At 71.8% G+C, this 16,244-nt stretch carries 14 protein-coding genes; 9 read left to right on the plus strand and 5 right to left on the minus strand.

The window, feature by feature from the left end; translation table 11 throughout:
* Positions 1-122: 122 nt before the first annotated feature.
* Positions 123-1,055 carry a Ppx/GppA phosphatase family protein gene (locus ACH4ZA_RS31260; RefSeq protein WP_319281052.1) on the minus strand — a complete coding sequence of 311 codons (933 nt, stop codon included), beginning with the start codon at positions 1,053-1,055 and terminating at the stop codon, positions 123-125.
* Between the two features lie 71 nt (positions 1,056-1,126).
* Between ACH4ZA_RS31260 and ACH4ZA_RS31265 the strand changes: the two genes are divergently transcribed.
* Positions 1,127-2,005 (plus strand): hypothetical protein, encoded by an 879-nt coding sequence (locus ACH4ZA_RS31265; protein WP_398432641.1) that lies wholly within the window; start codon positions 1,127-1,129, stop codon positions 2,003-2,005.
* A 168-nt stretch (positions 2,006-2,173) separates the two neighbouring features.
* Here ACH4ZA_RS31265 and ACH4ZA_RS31270 read toward each other — a convergent pair whose 3' ends face one another.
* Positions 2,174-3,979 (minus strand): RNA polymerase sigma factor, encoded by a 1,806-nt coding sequence (locus tag ACH4ZA_RS31270; protein WP_398432642.1) that lies wholly within the window; start codon positions 3,977-3,979, stop codon positions 2,174-2,176.
* A 219-nt stretch (positions 3,980-4,198) separates the two neighbouring features.
* Between ACH4ZA_RS31270 and radA the strand changes: the two genes are divergently transcribed.
* Together radA and disA are read left to right on the plus strand one after the other, a co-directional pair.
* Entirely contained in the window at positions 4,199-5,608 is a 1,410-nt protein-coding gene (radA, locus tag ACH4ZA_RS31275; protein WP_319281049.1) for a DNA repair protein RadA, read from the plus strand.
* A gap of 81 nt (positions 5,609-5,689) precedes the next feature.
* Entirely contained in the window at positions 5,690-6,814 is a 1,125-nt protein-coding gene (gene disA / locus ACH4ZA_RS31280) for a DNA integrity scanning diadenylate cyclase DisA (RefSeq protein ID WP_319281047.1), read from the plus strand.
* A gap of 39 nt (positions 6,815-6,853) precedes the next feature.
* Here the strand turns inward: disA and ACH4ZA_RS31285 are convergent, their stop codons facing one another.
* The gene (locus ACH4ZA_RS31285; protein ID WP_319281045.1) at positions 6,854-7,705 is read right to left on the minus strand and encodes a hypothetical protein; all 852 of its coding nucleotides are present in this window, start codon (positions 7,703-7,705) and stop codon (positions 6,854-6,856) included.
* Positions 7,706-7,960: 255 nt separating this feature from the next.
* On the opposite strand from ACH4ZA_RS31285, the gene ACH4ZA_RS31290 reads away from it, so the two are divergent.
* From ACH4ZA_RS31290 to cseC, 5 genes are all read left to right on the plus strand, one after another.
* Complete coding sequence (locus tag ACH4ZA_RS31290) at positions 7,961-8,893, plus strand: A/G-specific adenine glycosylase (RefSeq protein ID WP_319281043.1); 933 nt, start codon at positions 7,961-7,963, stop codon at positions 8,891-8,893.
* A gap of 367 nt (positions 8,894-9,260) precedes the next feature.
* Positions 9,261-9,803, plus strand: coding sequence for a SigE family RNA polymerase sigma factor (locus ACH4ZA_RS31295; RefSeq protein ID WP_057577696.1), 543 nt, complete (start codon positions 9,261-9,263; stop codon positions 9,801-9,803).
* A 74-nt stretch (positions 9,804-9,877) separates the two neighbouring features.
* Positions 9,878-10,528, plus strand: a complete 651-nt coding sequence (locus ACH4ZA_RS31300; RefSeq protein WP_319281039.1) for a hypothetical protein — start codon at positions 9,878-9,880, stop codon at positions 10,526-10,528.
* A 199-nt stretch (positions 10,529-10,727) separates the two neighbouring features.
* The gene (gene cseB / locus ACH4ZA_RS31305; RefSeq protein ID WP_319281038.1) at positions 10,728-11,429 is read left to right on the plus strand and encodes a two-component system response regulator CseB; all 702 of its coding nucleotides are present in this window, start codon (positions 10,728-10,730) and stop codon (positions 11,427-11,429) included.
* A gap of 19 nt (positions 11,430-11,448) precedes the next feature.
* Entirely contained in the window at positions 11,449-12,792 is a 1,344-nt protein-coding gene (gene cseC, locus ACH4ZA_RS31310; protein ID WP_398432644.1) for a two-component system sensor histidine kinase CseC, read from the plus strand.
* A 79-nt stretch (positions 12,793-12,871) separates the two neighbouring features.
* On the opposite strand, the gene ACH4ZA_RS31315 is transcribed toward cseC, so the two are convergent.
* Positions 12,872-14,452: an MDR family MFS transporter gene (locus tag ACH4ZA_RS31315; RefSeq protein ID WP_319281034.1), complete on the minus strand. Its 1,581-nt coding sequence runs from the start codon at positions 14,450-14,452 to the stop codon at positions 12,872-12,874.
* Between the two features lie 172 nt (positions 14,453-14,624).
* Here ACH4ZA_RS31315 and ACH4ZA_RS31320 point away from each other — a divergent pair, with 172 nt between their 5' ends.
* Positions 14,625-15,212: a TetR/AcrR family transcriptional regulator gene (locus ACH4ZA_RS31320; protein WP_398432645.1), complete on the plus strand. Its 588-nt coding sequence runs from the start codon at positions 14,625-14,627 to the stop codon at positions 15,210-15,212.
* An 11-nt stretch (positions 15,213-15,223) separates the two neighbouring features.
* Here the strand turns inward: ACH4ZA_RS31320 and ACH4ZA_RS31325 are convergent, their stop codons facing one another.
* Complete coding sequence (locus ACH4ZA_RS31325) at positions 15,224-15,805, minus strand: M23 family metallopeptidase (RefSeq protein WP_319281029.1); 582 nt, start codon at positions 15,803-15,805, stop codon at positions 15,224-15,226.
* Positions 15,806-16,244 lie beyond the last annotated feature (439 nt).

Genomic DNA, 16,244 nt, shown 5'->3' on the forward strand with positions numbered 1-16,244 from the left:
CGGGCACGGGCGCCGGGGCCGTGCGCGCGGGGGGTGCGCGCCGGCGGTCGCGCACCCCCACGTGAGGAAGGGGGCGTGCGCTCCGTGCCGGGGCCCCGCGTGAGGGAGGCCCCGCTCCTGCGTCAGGTGGACACCATGTGATCCAGCTTGCGGAGGATCACGCCCTCCCGGAGCGCCCAGGGGCAGATCTCCAGCGTCTCCACGCCGAAGAGGTCCATCGCGCCCTCGGCCACCAGCGCGCCGGCGAGAAGCTGGTTGGCCCGGCCCTCGGACACGCCCGGGAGCTCGGCGCGCTGGGCCGTCGTCATGCCGGCGAGGCGGGGCACCCAGGACTCCAGGGACTCCCGCTTGAGCTCACGCTGCGTGTAGAGGCCGTCGGTGGAGCGGGCGGCCCCCGCGATACGGGCGAGCTGCTTGAACGTCTTCGACGTGCCGACGACGCGGTCGGGGGCGCCGAACCGGCTGAACTCGCCGACCGTGCGGGCGATCTGCGCCCGGGCGTGACGGCGCAGGGCGCGTATGTCCTCGGGGTCGGGCAGGTCGCCGGGAAGCCAGCCCGCGGTGAGGCGGCCGGCGCCCAGGGGCAGGGACGCGGCCGCGTCGGGCTCCTCGTCCATGCCGTACGCGATCTCCAGGGAGCCGCCCCCGATGTCCAGGACGAGCAGTTTACCCGCCGACCAGCCGAACCAGCGGCGGGCGGCGAGGAAGGTGAGCCGGGCCTCCTCGGCACCGGTGAGGACCTGGAGCTCCACGCCGGTCTCGGCATGCACGCGCGCGAGGACGTCGTCGGCGTTGGTGGCCTCGCGCACCGCGGAGGTCGCGAACGGCAGCAGGTCCTCGACGCCCTTGTCCTCGGCGGCCTGCAGGGCCTCGTGGACGACCGTGATCAGCCGGTCTATGCCGTCGTCGCCGATCGCCCCGTCCCCGTCGAGGAGTTGGGCGAGGCGCAGTTCCGCCTTGTGCGAGTGCGCGGGAAGCGGCCGCGCGCCGGGGTGGGCGTCCACCACCAGCAGATGCACCGTGTTCGATCCCACGTCGAGGACACCGAGTCTCATGTAGGGCACGCTACTGCCCGTGAGGCCGTCGGCCGTCCCCGAAGCGGCTTCCGGCGACTTACCCTGGACGCGTGCCAAAGACGAAAAAGGCGAAGACCGACAAATCAACCGGCGGGTCTTCGCGGGCTGACGCGGTGACGGCGCCCAAGAAGGCGAAGAAGGCCCTGGAAACGACCCTGGCAGCGGACGAGAAGGGGCTCGACTTCGCGCGCGCGTGGGTGGAGTTTCCGGATCCGGCGGACGACGAGCAGGTGTTCCGCTGCGATCTGACATGGCTGACCTCTCGTTGGAACTGCGTCTTCGGCAGCGGCTGCCAGGGCATCCAGGCGGGCCGCGCGGACGACGGGTGCTGCACGCTGGGCGCCCACTTCTCCGACGAGGACGACGAGAAGCGCGTCGCCGGACATGTGGCGAGGCTCACTCCCGACATCTGGCAGCACCACGCCGAGGGCACTCGGGACGGCTGGGTCGCGGAGGACGACGAGGGCTCGCGCCAGACCCGTCCGTTCAACGGCTCGTGCATCTTCCAGAACCGTCCGGGCTTCGCGGGCGGCGCGGGCTGCTCGCTGCACATCCTGGCCCTCAAGGAGGGCCGCGAACCGCTGGAGACCAAGCCGGACGTCTGCTGGCAGCTTCCGGTGCGGCGGACGTACGACTGGATCGACCTGCCCGACGACACGCGCGTGCTGCAGGTGTCGATCGGCGAGTACGACCGGCGGGGCTGGGGCCCCGGCGGCCACGACCTGCACTGGTGGTGCACGTCGGCGACCTCGGCGCACGGGGCGGGCGACCCGGTGTACGTCTCCTACCGGCCGGAGCTGACCGAGCTGATGGGCAAGGCCGGCTACGACCGCCTGGTCGAACTGTGCGAGGAACGCCTCGCCGGGCAGCTCCCGCTCCTCGCCCCGCACCCGGCTGACCCGGTGGACCCGGCACGCCGGACGGGCTGAGCGTCCCGCACGCGCAGGACGGGCAGGGCGCCCGCGGCGCTTCTCCGCCGGGCCGGGCGCCCTCGACGCGTCGGGGACGTGCCGCGGGGCGACCGAGACCGTGGGCGGCACGGTGGGCGACGACGCGGGCGGCGGGGAACGCAGGGGCGAAGGCATGACGGGCGCGGCTCAGGACGTCGCCGGGCCCGGCGGTTCGCCGTCGCCGGTCGCCGGCGGCGGGCTCTCCGGATCGGTCGGGGTCGGGTCGTCGGGGGCGGGGTCCGGGTTGGAGCCGGAGGGCGGGTCGGTGGGCGTCGGATCCGGCTCGGCCGGCGTCGTCGGCGTGGGGTCGGGGTCCGTGGCCGGGGGCGGGTCGCCGTGGCCGGGACCGGGGCCGTTTCCCGGACCGTGGCCGTGGCCGTGACCCGGACCCTTCCCGGGGCCGGACGGGCCGGGGGCGGTGCCGTAGCCCTCGATCGAGACGACGGCGCCCGCCGGGGCGACGGCCACGCGTGCGTGCCACGGCCCGGCCGGCTCGCGCAGGTGATCCACGAACACCTTCACCGTCACCGACTCCCCGGGCCGCAGGACGCCCGCGGACCGGCTCAGGTACAGCCAGGGCGCCGCGGTGACGGCCGACCACCGGACGGGACCGTCCGCGGCGGCGTCCGCGGTCAGAGTGACGAGGGTGGTGCCGCCGTGGGTGACGGCCGTCACGGAGATCCGCCCGGCGGTGCTCTCCCCCCGTCCCGTGACGCTGACGACCTCCACGGACACGTCCGGGTCGTCGCCCTTCGCGCGGTCGCTGCGGGGGCTGGTGCTGACGTTCCCGGCGTTCTCGTAACCTCCCGCCCCACCGTCCAGGGTGTCGGAGTCGTGCGCCTCGCTGACGCCGACCGAGCGCCCTTCGGCGCCCTCCCCCGTGGGCGTTCCCCGGTAGGCCGCCCACAGGGCGAGCACGGGAGCGGCGACGACGGTGGCGACGACGGTCGTCGTGACGGCACGCGCGCGCAGCCGCTCCCGGCGGGCGGCGTGGTCCTTGGGGTCCATCGGGAAGCCGCGCCGGTCGTAGCGCGGCGCTGTGGTCCGCCGTGCGCGCGGAAGGTGGTTCATGGCGCCGTGCAGCCGCGCGCGGGGCGCTTCCAGGACGGGCAGCTCGGCGGGGGTGACGCCGGCGCCGGGCCAGCGACCGGGGACGGCGCGTCCGGCGTCCCTGCGGCAGTGCGGGCAGTCGTCGACGTGCCGGACGAGTTCACGGCGCAGCGCGGCGTTGAGCACGAACTGGTTCCCGCCGGTCAGTCGCGCGACGCCGGGGCAGCCGCCGGTCTCGACCACGGCGAGGGCCGCACGCGTGCGTTCCACCTCGCAGGCGGCCGTGGCGAGCAGTTCGCGGGCGGCGGCGAGGTCCTTGCCGAGGACGGCTGCGACCTCGTGGACGGCGAGCTGGTGGCGCACGGCGAGTTCGAGCGCCTCGCGCTGTTCCGGGGTGGTGCCGGCGGCCTCCGGCCAGGCCAGCCGGGACAGCTCGCGGCTTTGCCGCTCCTGGTCGGGGTCCTGCGCGGCGGCGGCCGTGGCGGAACGGCCGGACGGTGTCGGCCCGGACGGGGCGGCGGTCGCCGGTTGCGGTCCCGGTTGCCGCCGGCGGCCCTCACGGTGCGCCGCGTGGGCGCTCCGGTGATGCTGCCTGGCCTCGGCGAGCCTGCGCAGACAGGCCCAGCGGGCCAGCGCGTAGAGCCATGCCCGGCGGTCGCCCTCGGCGTGCGGTCCGCGCTGACCGCGCCGCTCGGCGAACGCCAGCGCGTCGGCGAGGGCCGCGACGGCCACCTCGTGGTCGCACAGAACGGACAGGCAGTAGGTGAACAGGCCGTCCAGGTAGGGCTCGTAGGGCGTGGGCGGCCGCTGCGCGAGCGTGCGCGCCGCAGCGCCGTCGCGCGCCTCCCGGCGCGCCCGGTGCGCGCCGGTCGTGCGGGTCGGGGTTTCCGGGCTGCTGCTCATCACCCGTGCGACCGTAGGCGGCACGGAACCAGGTCTTCCCGCCCCTTGAGCCCTTTTAATTCGTACGGGTGAAACGATCCCTCAAAAGGGGACCGCCCCGGGGGGTCGCGTGGCTCGTTCGTGAGGGGACGTGGCTGATTCACAGGGGGCGCCGGTGTTTCGCGCCCCCTTCGTCCACAGGCACGTCCGGCTGTCGGTGCGGGCGGATACGGTTTCCCCATGGCTGCCCGTACGAAGACCACCAAGGACCGTCCGTCCTACCGCTGCACGGAGTGCGGCTGGCAGACGGCCAAGTGGCTCGGCCGCTGCCCCGAGTGCCAGGCCTGGGGCACGGTCGAGGAGTACGGCGCGCCCGCGGTCCGCACCACGGCGCCGGGGCGCGTCACCACCTCCGCCGTGCCCATCGGGCAGGTCGACGGGCGGCAGGCCACCGCCCGCCCCACCGGCGTGCCCGAGCTGGACCGCGTCCTCGGCGGCGGGCTCGTGCCCGGCGCGGTCGTGCTCCTCGCGGGCGAGCCGGGCGTCGGCAAGTCGACGCTGCTGCTGGACGTGGCCGCCAAGTCGGCGAGCGACGAGCACCGCACCCTGTACGTCACCGGTGAGGAGTCGGCGTCACAGGTCCGGATGCGCGCCGACCGCATCGGCGCCATCGACGACCACCTCTACCTCGCGGCGGAGACCGATCTGGCGGCCGTCCTCGGTCACTTGGACGCCGTCAAGCCGTCCCTGCTGATCGTGGACTCGGTGCAGACCGTGGCCTCCCCGGAGATCGACGGTGCGCCCGGCGGCATGGCCCAGGTCCGCGAGGTCGCGGGCGCCCTGATCCGCGCCTCGAAGGAACGCGGCATGTCCACGCTGCTGGTGGGACACGTCACCAAGGACGGCGCCATCGCGGGTCCGCGTCTTCTGGAGCACCTGGTCGACGTCGTCCTGAGCTTCGAGGGCGACCGGCACGCGCGGCTGCGCCTGGTGCGCGGCGTCAAGAACCGCTACGGCGCGACCGACGAGGTCGGCTGCTTCGAACTGCACGACGAGGGCATCACGGGCCTTGCCGACCCGAGCGGACTTTTCCTGACCCGTCGTGACGAACCGGTCCCGGGCACCTGCCTGACGGTCACCCTGGAGGGCCGCCGGCCGCTGGTCGCCGAGGTGCAGGCGCTCACCGTCGACTCCCAGATCCCCTCCCCCCGCCGCACGACGTCCGGCCTGGAGACCTCGCGCGTCTCGATGATGCTGGCCGTCCTCGAGCAGCGCGGCCGGATCAGCGCACTCGGCAAGCGGGACATCTACTCGGCGACGGTCGGCGGCGTGAAGCTCTCGGAGCCCGCCGCGGACCTGGCCATCGCCCTCGCCCTGGCGTCCGCCGCCAGTGACACCCCGCTGCCCAAGAACCTGGTCGCGATCGGCGAGGTGGGCCTCGCGGGCGAGGTCAGACGGGTCACGGGCGTGCAGCGCAGGCTCGCCGAGGCCCACCGTCTGGGCTTCACGCACGCGCTCGTACCGGGCGATCCCGGCAAGATCCCGGCGGGCATGAAGGTCCTGGAAGTGGCGGACATGGGGGACGCCCTGCGGGTCCTGCCGCGCTCCCGTCGCCGAGAGGCCCCACAGGACGCGGAGGACCGCCGGTAGACTTTGCCCTGGTCTCGCCCGTCCGTACGAACGAGTGCGCGAAACGGGGACGCCTCAGACCCCAGTGACCGGAGGAGTGCAGTGGCAGCCAACGACCGGGCGGCAGCTCCCGGAAAGTCCGGTGGGAGTTCCGGTGCCGACGGCCTGATGCGCGCCGCGCTGAGCGCGGTGGCCCCCGGCACGGCCCTGCGCGACGGCCTGGAGAGGATCCTCCGCGGCAACACCGGCGGGCTGATCGTGCTGGGCTCCGACAAGACGGTCGAGGCGATGTGTACGGGCGGGTTCGTCCTGAACGTGGAGTTCGCGGCCACGCGTCTGCGTGAGCTGTGCAAGCTCGACGGCGGCATCGTGGTCTCCTCCGACCTGTCGAAGATCCTCCGGGCCGGCGTCCAGCTGGTGCCCGACCCCATGATCCCCACGGAGGAGACCGGCACCCGCCACCGCACTGCGGACCGGGTCAGCAAGCAGGTCGGCTTCCCGGTCGTCTCGGTCTCGCAGTCCATGCGCCTGATCGCCCTGTACGTCGACGGTCAGCGCCGGGTCCTGGAGGACTCGGCGGCGATCCTGTCCCGCGCGAACCAGGCGCTGGCCACCCTGGAGCGCTACAAACTCCGCCTCGACGAGGTCGCGGGAACGTTGTCAGCGCTGGAGATCGAGGACCTGGTGACGGTCCGGGACGTCTCCGCGGTCGCCCAGCGACTGGAGATGGTGCGCCGCATCGCCACCGAAATCGCCGAATACGTGGTCGAACTGGGCACGGACGGGCGACTGCTCGCCCTCCAGCTCGACGAGTTGATCGCGGGCGTGGAGCCGGAGCGCGAACTGGTGGTCCGTGACTACGTCCCCGAGCCGACGGCCAAGCGTTCCCGCACGGTCGACGAGGCGCTGCACGAACTGGACGCGCTCACCCACGCCGAGCTCCTGGAGCTGTCCACGGTCGCCCGCGCCCTCGGCTACACCGGCTCCCCCGAGGCACTGGACTCCGCTGTCTCCCCGCGCGGCTTCCGCCTGCTGGCGAAGGTGCCGCGCCTCCCGGGGGCGATCATCGACCGTCTCGTGGAGCACTTCAGCAGCCTGCAGAAGCTGCTGGCCGCGAGCGTCGACGACCTCCAGACGGTGGACGGCGTGGGCGAGGCGCGGGCCCGCAGCGTCCGCGAGGGCCTGTCCCGACTGGCCGAGTCCTCGATCCTGGAGCGGTACGTCTGAACCGTGCCCGTCGGCGGTGAGCCGGTGCACGCGGGGCGCTCAGTCGTCCTTGAGCACGAACGACGTCTGCGCCTTCGCGAAGCCCGGGGCCTGCGCCTCGAGGAGATACGTGCCGGCCTTGGCCGTCCCGGCCGGCGGAGTCGCGCACTGGGGGGCGCTCGGCTTGCGGTCCCACTTCACGGTGTAGGTGAAGCTCTGCCCGGCCGGCACCCGGTACAGCAGGCTCCCGGAGACCTTGGGGCAGTCCGCGGAGGACCAGTAGTCCTTGTCGTCCGCCGCCTGAGTGATCGTCAACACCGCCCGCTTAGGACCGAGATCGACCTTGCAGTCGCTCGCCGAGCCGTTCTTCGCGATCAGCTGGAAGGTCGGCGTCTGGTCGGGCGAGTAGTCGTTGCGGACGCTGCGCAGTGTCCAGGTGACCGCGCCCGCGGCGCAGTTGGGGAGAGTGGTGCCCACGGGCAGCGTGGCGGCCGTACCGCCGCCACCGGCACCACCGCCGACGCCACCGGCGTCTGCGCCCGCCGCGTTGCCGTCACCGCTGCCGTTGGCGCCGTCGTCGGTGTCGTCGGCGCCGGACGAGCCGCCGTCCGAACCGCCCGAACCGGCGCCCGCGTCCGCACCCGATCCGCTGGAAGAGCCCGGGCTCGACTCGTCGCGTCCGCCCGGGTTCTGGCTGATCGCAGGACCGGATCCGGAGGGTCCGGGCGTGATGGACGAGGCGGGGTTCTTGCCGTTGCCCTTGGCGGCGCCGTTCCTGCCGCCGCCACCGCCCGAGGTCACGACCCACAGGGTCAGCAACGCCAACAGGGCGAACACGGACAGCAGTACGACCCTCCGTCGCCAGTAGATGGAGGAGGGAAGCGGCCCGACCGGATTGCGCAGAGATCCCACGGCGCAAACTGTACGAGAGATCGTCGTGTTCACCGGCCTCACCCGCCGCTGGGAACACAACTTTTCCGGATCATCATTCCGGAAACCGTTTCCGCGCGCCCGACTTCGGCCCGCGAGGTCATCGCACCTTGACGCCCGCCCCGTCGCACCCCAGGCCTCGCCCCCGGCACGCGCGCGTGAGGCGCCCCCGCGCCGTCCCGGCCGAGTGGCGGTGCACGCGCGGGCGCCGGTGGACATGGCAGGATCGGAAGGGCCATGACTGCGCCCACGAAGCCCCCGCACAGCAGCCCCGCCCGGGCCGACGCCGAAGCCCGCGGAGCGGACCTGCACTCCCCCGTGATCGACTGGTTCGACGACAACGCCCGTGACCTGCCCTGGCGACGCCCCGAAGCCGGCGCGTGGGGCGTGATGGTCAGCGAGTTCATGCTCCAGCAGACACCGGTCAGCCGGGTCCTGCCGGTCTACGAGCAGTGGCTCGCCCGCTGGCCGCGCCCCGCCGACCTGGCCGCCGAGGCCCCGGGTGAGGCGGTACGCGCGTGGGGGCGGCTCGGCTACCCGCGCCGCGCCCTGCGGCTGCACGGCGCCGCGGTGGCGATAACGGAGAGGCACGGCGGCGACGTGCCGTCCGACCACTCCCAACTGCTCGCGCTGCCCGGCATCGGGGAGTACACGGCGGCAGCCGTCGCCTCCTTCGCGTACGGGCAGCGTCACGCCGTTCTGGACACCAACGTCCGCCGGGTCTTCGCGCGCGCCGTCACAGGCGTGCAGTACCCGCCGAACGCCACGACGGCCGCCGAGCGCAAACTGGCCCGCGCCCTGCTGCCCGAGGACGAGCCGACGGCGGCGCGCTGGGCCGCCGCCTCCATGGAGCTCGGCGCCCTCGTGTGCACGGCCAGGAACGAGACGTGCGTGCGCTGCCCGATCGCCGCGCAGTGCGCCTGGCGGCTCGCGGGCAAGCCGGAGCACGACGGGCCGCCGCGCCGCGGTCAGACGTACGCCGGCACCGACCGGCAGGTCCGGGGCAGGCTGCTCGCCGTCCTGCGGGACGCGCACGCACCCGTGCCGCAGACCGCGCTCGACCGCGTCTGGCAGGAGCCGGTGCAACGTGCGCGCGCGCTGGACGGGCTCGTAGCCGACGGACTGGTGGAGCCGCTGCCCGGTGGGCTGTACCGACTGCCGCTGACCTGACGGCCGCCGAGCTGACGGCCACCGGTGACGGCCACCGGTGACGGCCACTGAGCTGACGCATGGTCACTTCACAGACAACGGCCTCTTTCACAGACTTCGTCGAGCCGTGACCGTGCCTGTGTCACACAACCGAGGGGGCAAAACGCCCCATAGCGGGGCCATCGCCCCGGCCCCCCTACCCCGAACTCGATTCCGTTACACAACCGACGGACAGCCGAGCGCTAGCCGAAGGCTGCTTCGGACAGCCCCGTGACAACACCTCCGTAGCTTCGTTTGCGTGCCCACCGAGAACACCGGGCCACCGACCACAGCAGGAACCGGCAGGCGACAGCCCGCCGGAAACGGGGAAAAGACGGAGGGGTTCACCATGGCGCAGGGCGAGGTGCTCGAGTTCGAGGAATACGTCCGCACGCGGCAGGACGCACTGCTGCGCAGCGCCCGACGTCTGGTCCCGGACCCGGTCGACGCACAGGACCTCCTGCAGACCGCGCTGGCCCGTACGTACGGCCGCTGGGACGGCATCGCGGACAAGCGCCTCGCGGACGCCTACCTGCGCCGGGTCATGATCAACACGCGTACCGAGTGGTGGCGGGCCCGCAAGCTCGACGAGGTGCCGACCGAGCAGCTCCCCGACGCCCGCGTGGACGACTCCACCGAGCAGCACGCCGACCGCGCCCTGCTGATGGATGCGATGAAAGTGCTGGCTCCGAAGCAGCGCAGCGTCGTAGTGCTGCGACACTGGGAGCAGATGTCCACGGAGGAGACCGCCGCTGCCCTCGGCATGTCGGCGGGGACGGTGAAGAGCACGCTGCACCGGGCGCTCGCCCGGCTCCGCGAGGAGCTGGAGGCCCGCGACCTGGACGCACGCGCGCTGGAGCGTGAGGAGCGGGAGCGTTGCACGGCGGCCTGACCGACAAGGGCGGTGTCGATGGCCCCGTCGTGCGCCCCGGGGGCGGGCGGCGAGGCGCCGGGGGATCCTTCGACATGAACCATGGGCCGACACCGGCCCGAGGCGCCATCCAGGCGGCGACCACGGCGATGGCCGTGCTCGCCGCCCTTGCCCTTTTCGCCTCGGCCTGTGCGACCGGGGGCACCGGCGCACGCGACGAGGGGCCGGCGCACGGCGACGCGGTGGCGGGCGCGAACCCCATGCCCCAGGCCGCCGCCTCCGAGAGCCTCGACCAGTCGGACGCGGTCCAGCTCGTCAAGGACGACCCGGCGGTCTCGGCCGAGGTCAAGGGCGGGCTCAAGCCCTGCGTCGGCGACGAGTACCCGGTGGACGTCTCCTACGGCAACCTGACCGGCAGTACCGGCGACGACGTCATCGTCAACGTGCTGACCTGCGGTGACGCGGTCGGTGTGGGCTCCTACGTGTACCGCGAGAGCGACGACGGCTACCAGAACGTGTTCAAGGCCGAGGAGCCTCCCGTCTACGCGGAGATAGACCGGGGCGACCTCGTGGTGACCAAACAGGTGTACGAGAAGGGCGACCCGGTCTCCAGTCCGTCCGGCGAGAACGTGATCACGTACCGCTGGGCCTCGGGCCGCTTCATGAAGGAGTACAGCTGGCACAACGACTACAGCAGCGTCGGCGGCGGGGCGCCGACGCCGACGCCGGTGCCGGAGACCGGCTGACCCGCCCGGAAGCGGGCGATCGCAAAAAACTTCGGCCGGCGTGAACCGATCGGGGTGCTCGGTGCGATCAATGAGTGGACGGGCAAGGCGGCGGGACGGCAAATGAACGCTCGCCGCGCTTCGCGCGTCCCTCCAAGGGGCGCTCCGACAGGAACCCGACAGCAGCACGAGACCGCATACGAGAACTGAGAGCACCGGGATGGCAGACCAGACCCACGTCCTGTTCGTCGAGGACGACGACGTCATCCGCGAAGCCACCCAGCTCGCCCTGGAGCGGGACGGCTTCGCGGTCACCGCGATGCCCGACGGCCTCTCCGGCCTGGAGGCGTTCCGGGCCGACCGGCCCGACATCGCCCTGCTGGACGTGATGGTGCCCGGCCTGGACGGCGTGAGCCTGTGCCGGCGCATCCGCGACGAGTCCACGGTGCCGGTGATCATGCTGTCGGCGCGCGCCGACTCCATCGACGTCGTCCTCGGCCTGGAGGCCGGCGCCGACGACTACGTGACCAAGCCGTTCGACGGAGCGGTGCTGGTCGCGCGGATCCGCGCGGTTCTGCGCCGCTTCGGTCACGCGGGCGGCGGCGACCGCACCGAGCCCGAGGCCGCCGCCGAGGGGGGTGTGCTGGCCTTCGGCGACCTGGAGATCGACACCGAGGGCATGGAGGTGCGCCGGGCCGGACTGCCGGTGGCGCTCACGCCCACCGAGATGCGGCTGCTGCTGGAGTTCTCCTCCGCTCCGGGCACGGTCCTCTCCCGCGACAAGTTGCTGGAGCGGGTGTGGGACTACGGCTGGGGCGGCGACACCCGGGTCGTCGACGTCCATGTGCAGCGGCTGCGGACGAAAATCGGTCAGGACCGCATCGAGACGGTCCGCGGCTTCGGCTACAAGCTGAAGGCCTGAGCGGGGCGGGGACAGGGATATGCGGGGGATGATCGAGCGTCTGGTACCGGCGCGCGCGGCGGGCGCGGGCATCCGCACAGGGCTGCGATGGAAGCTGAGTGCGGCGATCGCGCTGGTCGGGGCGCTGGTGGCGGTCGCGCTCAGCCTCGTCGTGCACAACGCCGCACGCGTGTCCATGCTGGACAACGCCCGGGACCTCGCCGACGAGCGGGTGCGGATCGCCCAACGCAACTACGAGCAGTCCGGGCGGCTGAACTTCCCCAACATCAAGATCGACGACCCCGGTCTGCCGACGTCGCTCCGGCACAAGATGCAGGAGGGGCGCCGGGCCACGTTCGTCTCCGACCGCCCCGGCGGAGTGCCCGACATCTGGGCCGCGGTGCCGGTCAAGGACGGGCACGTGCTGTCCCTGCACACCGGGTTCACCGACCGCAGCACGGACATCCTGAACGACCTCGACCAGGCTCTGGTGATCGGTTCCATCGCGGTCGTCCTCGGCGGCAGCGCGCTCGGGGTGCTCATCGGCGGGCAGCTCTCGCGCCGGCTGCGCAAGGCGGCCGCCGCGGCCAACCAGGTCGCCCGCGGCGAGTCGGACGTCCGCGTCCGGGACGCCATCGGCGGGGTCGTACGGGACGAGACCGACGACCTGGCGCGAGCCGTGGACGCCATGGCGGACACGCTGCAGGAGCGGCTGGAAGCCGAGCGGCGGGTCACCGCGGACATCGCGCACGAGCTGCGCACGCCGGTGACGGGACTGCTGACGGCCGCCGAGCTGCTGCCGCCCGGCCGGCCCACGGAGCTGGTCCTGGACCGGGCGAAGGCCATGCGCACCCTGGTGGAGGACGTGCTGGAGGTGGCCCGACTCGACGGCGCCTCGGAACGGGCCGAGCTGCAGGACATCATCCTGGGCGAGTTCGTGGCCCGGCGGGTGGCGGCCAAGGATCCGGAGGTAGAGGTACGGGTCGTGCACGAGTCGGTGGTCACGACCGACCCCCGCCGCCTGGAGCGGGTCCTGTTCAACCTGCTGGCCAACGCCGCCCGGCACGGCAAGCCGCCGATCCAGGTCACCGTCGAGGGGCGGGTCATCCGGGTCCGCGACCACGGTCCGGGTTTCCCCGAGGACCTGCTCGCCGAGGGGCCGAGCCGTTTCCGCACCGGAAGCATCGACCGTGCCGGGCACGGGCACGGGCTCGGTCTCACCATCGCGGCCGGCCAGGCCCGCGTCCTGGGCGCCCGGCTGACGTTCCGCAACGTACGGCCCGCCGGCGCCGCGGAGCACATACCCGCCGAGGGCGCCGTCGCCGTCCTGTGGCTGCCCGAGCACGCCCCGACGAACACGGGAAGCTACCCGCAGATGCCGTAGGCCACGGCGGTCCGCGGCGCACGGAGAAGGCCCCCCGGGGCGGACACCGCCGGGAGGCCCTCGGTCGTCGTGGCCGGGGTCAGACGGCCTCGACCACGGGCGGCTGCGGGGCCGTCGCACCGGCCGGGGCCTCGTCCTTCTGCGGCCCGGCGCCCTTCAGCGGGACTTCCTTGACGAACAGCGCCGCCACCAGCGCGCCCACCGCCACGAGAGCGCCCAGCAGGAACGCCGAGTGCGTGCCGGCCGACACCGCGTGCTGATAGGCCTCACGGGCCGCAGCGGGAAGCTTCGCCAGGCTCGCGGCGTCCAGCTGAGCGGACTGTTCGGTGACCTTCGAGCCCAGTGCGCCGGCCCGCTCGGCCATGACGTCCTGGACCCGGTGGTTGAACAGGGCGCCCATGATCGCGACGCCGAACGACGAGCCGAGCGTGCGGAAAAGGGTGGTCGACGAGGACGCGACACCCATGTCCTTCATCTCGACGCTGTTCTGGGCGACCAGCATCGTGATCTGCATCAGGCAGCCCATGCCGAGTCCGACGACGGCCATGAAGACCCCGGAGGTGAATCGGCTGGTCCCGGTGTCCATCGTCGACAGCAGGTACAGGCCGATCACCATCAGGGCGCTGCCGACGACCGGGAAGACGTAGTACCTGCCCGAGTTCGTGGTCACCCGGCCCGCGACCATCGAGGTGACGAGCATCGCACCGAGCATCGGCAGGAGCAGCAGGCCGGAGTTGGTGGCGGAGGCGCCCTGCACCGACTGCTGGTACAGCGGCAGGAAGAGCGTGGCGCCGAACATCACGAAGCCGGTGATGAAGCCGATGAGCGACATCAGGGTGAAGTTGCGGCTGCGGAAGATGTGCAGCGGGACGATCGGCTCGGCGGCCCTGGTCTGCCAGAACACGAACCCGATGAGCGAGGCGACGCCGATCCCGATGAGTTCCATGATCCGCGCGGACGACCACGCGTACTCCGTGCCGCCCCAGGTGGTGACGAGGACGATGGAGGTGATGCCGACGGTCAGCAGCATCGCGCCCAGGTAGTCGATCCTCGACTGCGAGCGCTTCTTCGGCAGGTGCAGTACGGCGCTGATGAGGGACAGCGAGACCACGCCGAGCGGCAGATTGATGTAGAAGGACCAGCGCCAGCCCCAGTTGTCGGTGATGGTGCCGCCGACCAGCGGACCGCCGATCATCGCGAGTGCCATGACGCCGGCCATCATGCCCTGGTACTTGCCGCGTTCCCGGGGCGGGATCAGGTCGCCGATGATCGCCATGACGCCGACCATCAGACCGCCCGCGCCGAGGCCCTGGACCGCGCGGAAGCCGATCAGTTCGCCCATGTTCTGGGCCATGCCGCTCAGCGCGGACCCGATCAGGAAGATGACGATCGACGACATGAAGGCGCCCTTGCGCCCGTACATGTCGCCGATCTTGCCCCAGATCGGGGTGGAGGCGGCGGTGGCGAGGGTGTACGAGGTCACGACCCAGGAGAGGTGTTCGAGGCCTCCCAGTTCGCCGACGATCGTCGGCATCGCCGTGCCCACGATCATGTTGTCGAGCATCGCGAGCATCATCGTGATCATGAGTGCGAGCAGGACGACCCGCACGCTTCTGGGCTGTTTCTCGGCTTCCGTCTCGGTCGTCTGCGTGTCCGCCATCGTTCCCCACTCCCCTGGGCCACTCACCGCCGCCGGCCACTTACTTGCCGCCCGGCTAGTTCACTACACTGGGGAAGGTAGACCTGTAACTAGCCGGGCGTCAAGTAAGTTTTTCTGTGACGGGCCGGCCGGACGGCGCCTTGCTTTTCGCGGGAGCCCGAGACGTACGAGGATGGACGTCACCATGGACGGCACCAAGCAGCAGCGTCGCGGCAACACCCGCCAGCGCATCCAGGACGTGGCACTCGAACTCTTCGCCGAGCAGGGCTACGAGAAGACCTCGCTGCGCGAGATCGCGGAGCGCCTGGAGGTCACCAAGGCGGCCCTGTACTACCACTTCAAGACCAAGGAAGAGATCACCGTCAGCATCTTCACGGATCTGACGAAGCCGATCGAAGACCTGATCGAGTGGGGCAGGAGCCAGCCGCACACCCTGGAGACCAAGCACGAACTCGTGCGCCGCTACAGCCAGGCCCTCTCCGAGGCGGCCCCCCTCTTCCGCTTCATGCAGGAGAACCAGGCGACCGTGCGCGAGCTCCAGATCGGCGACTCCTTCAAGGACCGCATGCGGAGTCTGCGCGACATCATCATCGACCCGGAGGCCCCGCTGACCGACCAGGTGCGCTGTGTGAGCGCCATCTTCACGCTGCACGCCGGCATGTTCTTCCTGCACGACCTCGACGGCGACCCCGAGGAGAAGCGGCAGGCCGTCCTCGAAGTCGCCGTCGATCTGGTGACCCAGGCGCACCAGGGCGCCTGATCATGCGGGCGTCAGACCTTCACGCCCTTGGAGTGCAGGAAGGTGACCGGGTTGATCGCCGAACCGTAGTTGGCGGTCGTACGGATCTCGAAGTGCAGGTGCGGACCGCTGGAGTTGCCGGTGTTGCCGGACAGGGCGATCTTCTGGCCGGTCTTCACGACCTGGCCTATCTTGACGTCGATGCGCGACAGGTGGGCGTACTGCGAGTAGACGCCGTTGGCGTGCTTGATCACGATGGCGTTGCCGTAGGCCGGGCCGTCACCGGCGCCGTTGCCGCCGGCCTTCACCACGGTGCCGCCGTGGGCCGCCATGACCTTGGTGCCGCTCGGCACGGCGAAGTCCTGACCGCTGTGGGTGGACTGCCACATCTTGCCGGCCTGGGCGAACCCGGCGGACAGCGTGTACTTCTTCACCGGGTCGATCCAGGAGGCCGACACGGCCTTCTTGGCGGCCGCGGGCGCCGCAGCGGGGGCGGCGGCGGACGCCACTCCGGTCCCCAGCACGACCGAGGCGCCCACTGCGGCGGCCCCGACGGCCACGCGGGTGCGGAGCAGGGACGTACGGGAAGAACGGAACGTGACGCGCTGGAACATGAAGACCTCATGGGGAAGGGGACAGAGGAAACCACCCGGCGGGAACGCCCGCCGCGGTGGCCATCCCTTGGTAACCCCGAGGCCCACGAGTGCTCAAACGTGTGATCTACGACGTAAGGTAGTACGTCGTACCAAAACTTCCCACTCATTGACAGATCGCCCGTTCCGGACACTTTCGACATCGCCCACCTCAGGGGCTGTCGCGACGCCCCGAACCGTGGATCACGTGTCTGATTTGCCCCGTACTGCGGTGTGACTATCCGCCCTAGTAGGGCTCAAATCCCCTGTGCGGCTTGTCACCGGCCGCCCGCCTCAAGGGACTTCGGAATGTGACGGCGGCTACTCCCGCGCCGCACAGGGCACTTGTGACCCCGTTCACATCGCATGCACGGGTCTGTGACAGGCCTCTCACTGGGCTCTACCGTCCAGTAACCCGCTG

It is taken from the genome of Streptomyces sp. NPDC020597 (assembly GCF_044335095.1).
Lineage (GTDB): Bacteria > Actinomycetota > Actinomycetes > Streptomycetales > Streptomycetaceae > Streptomyces.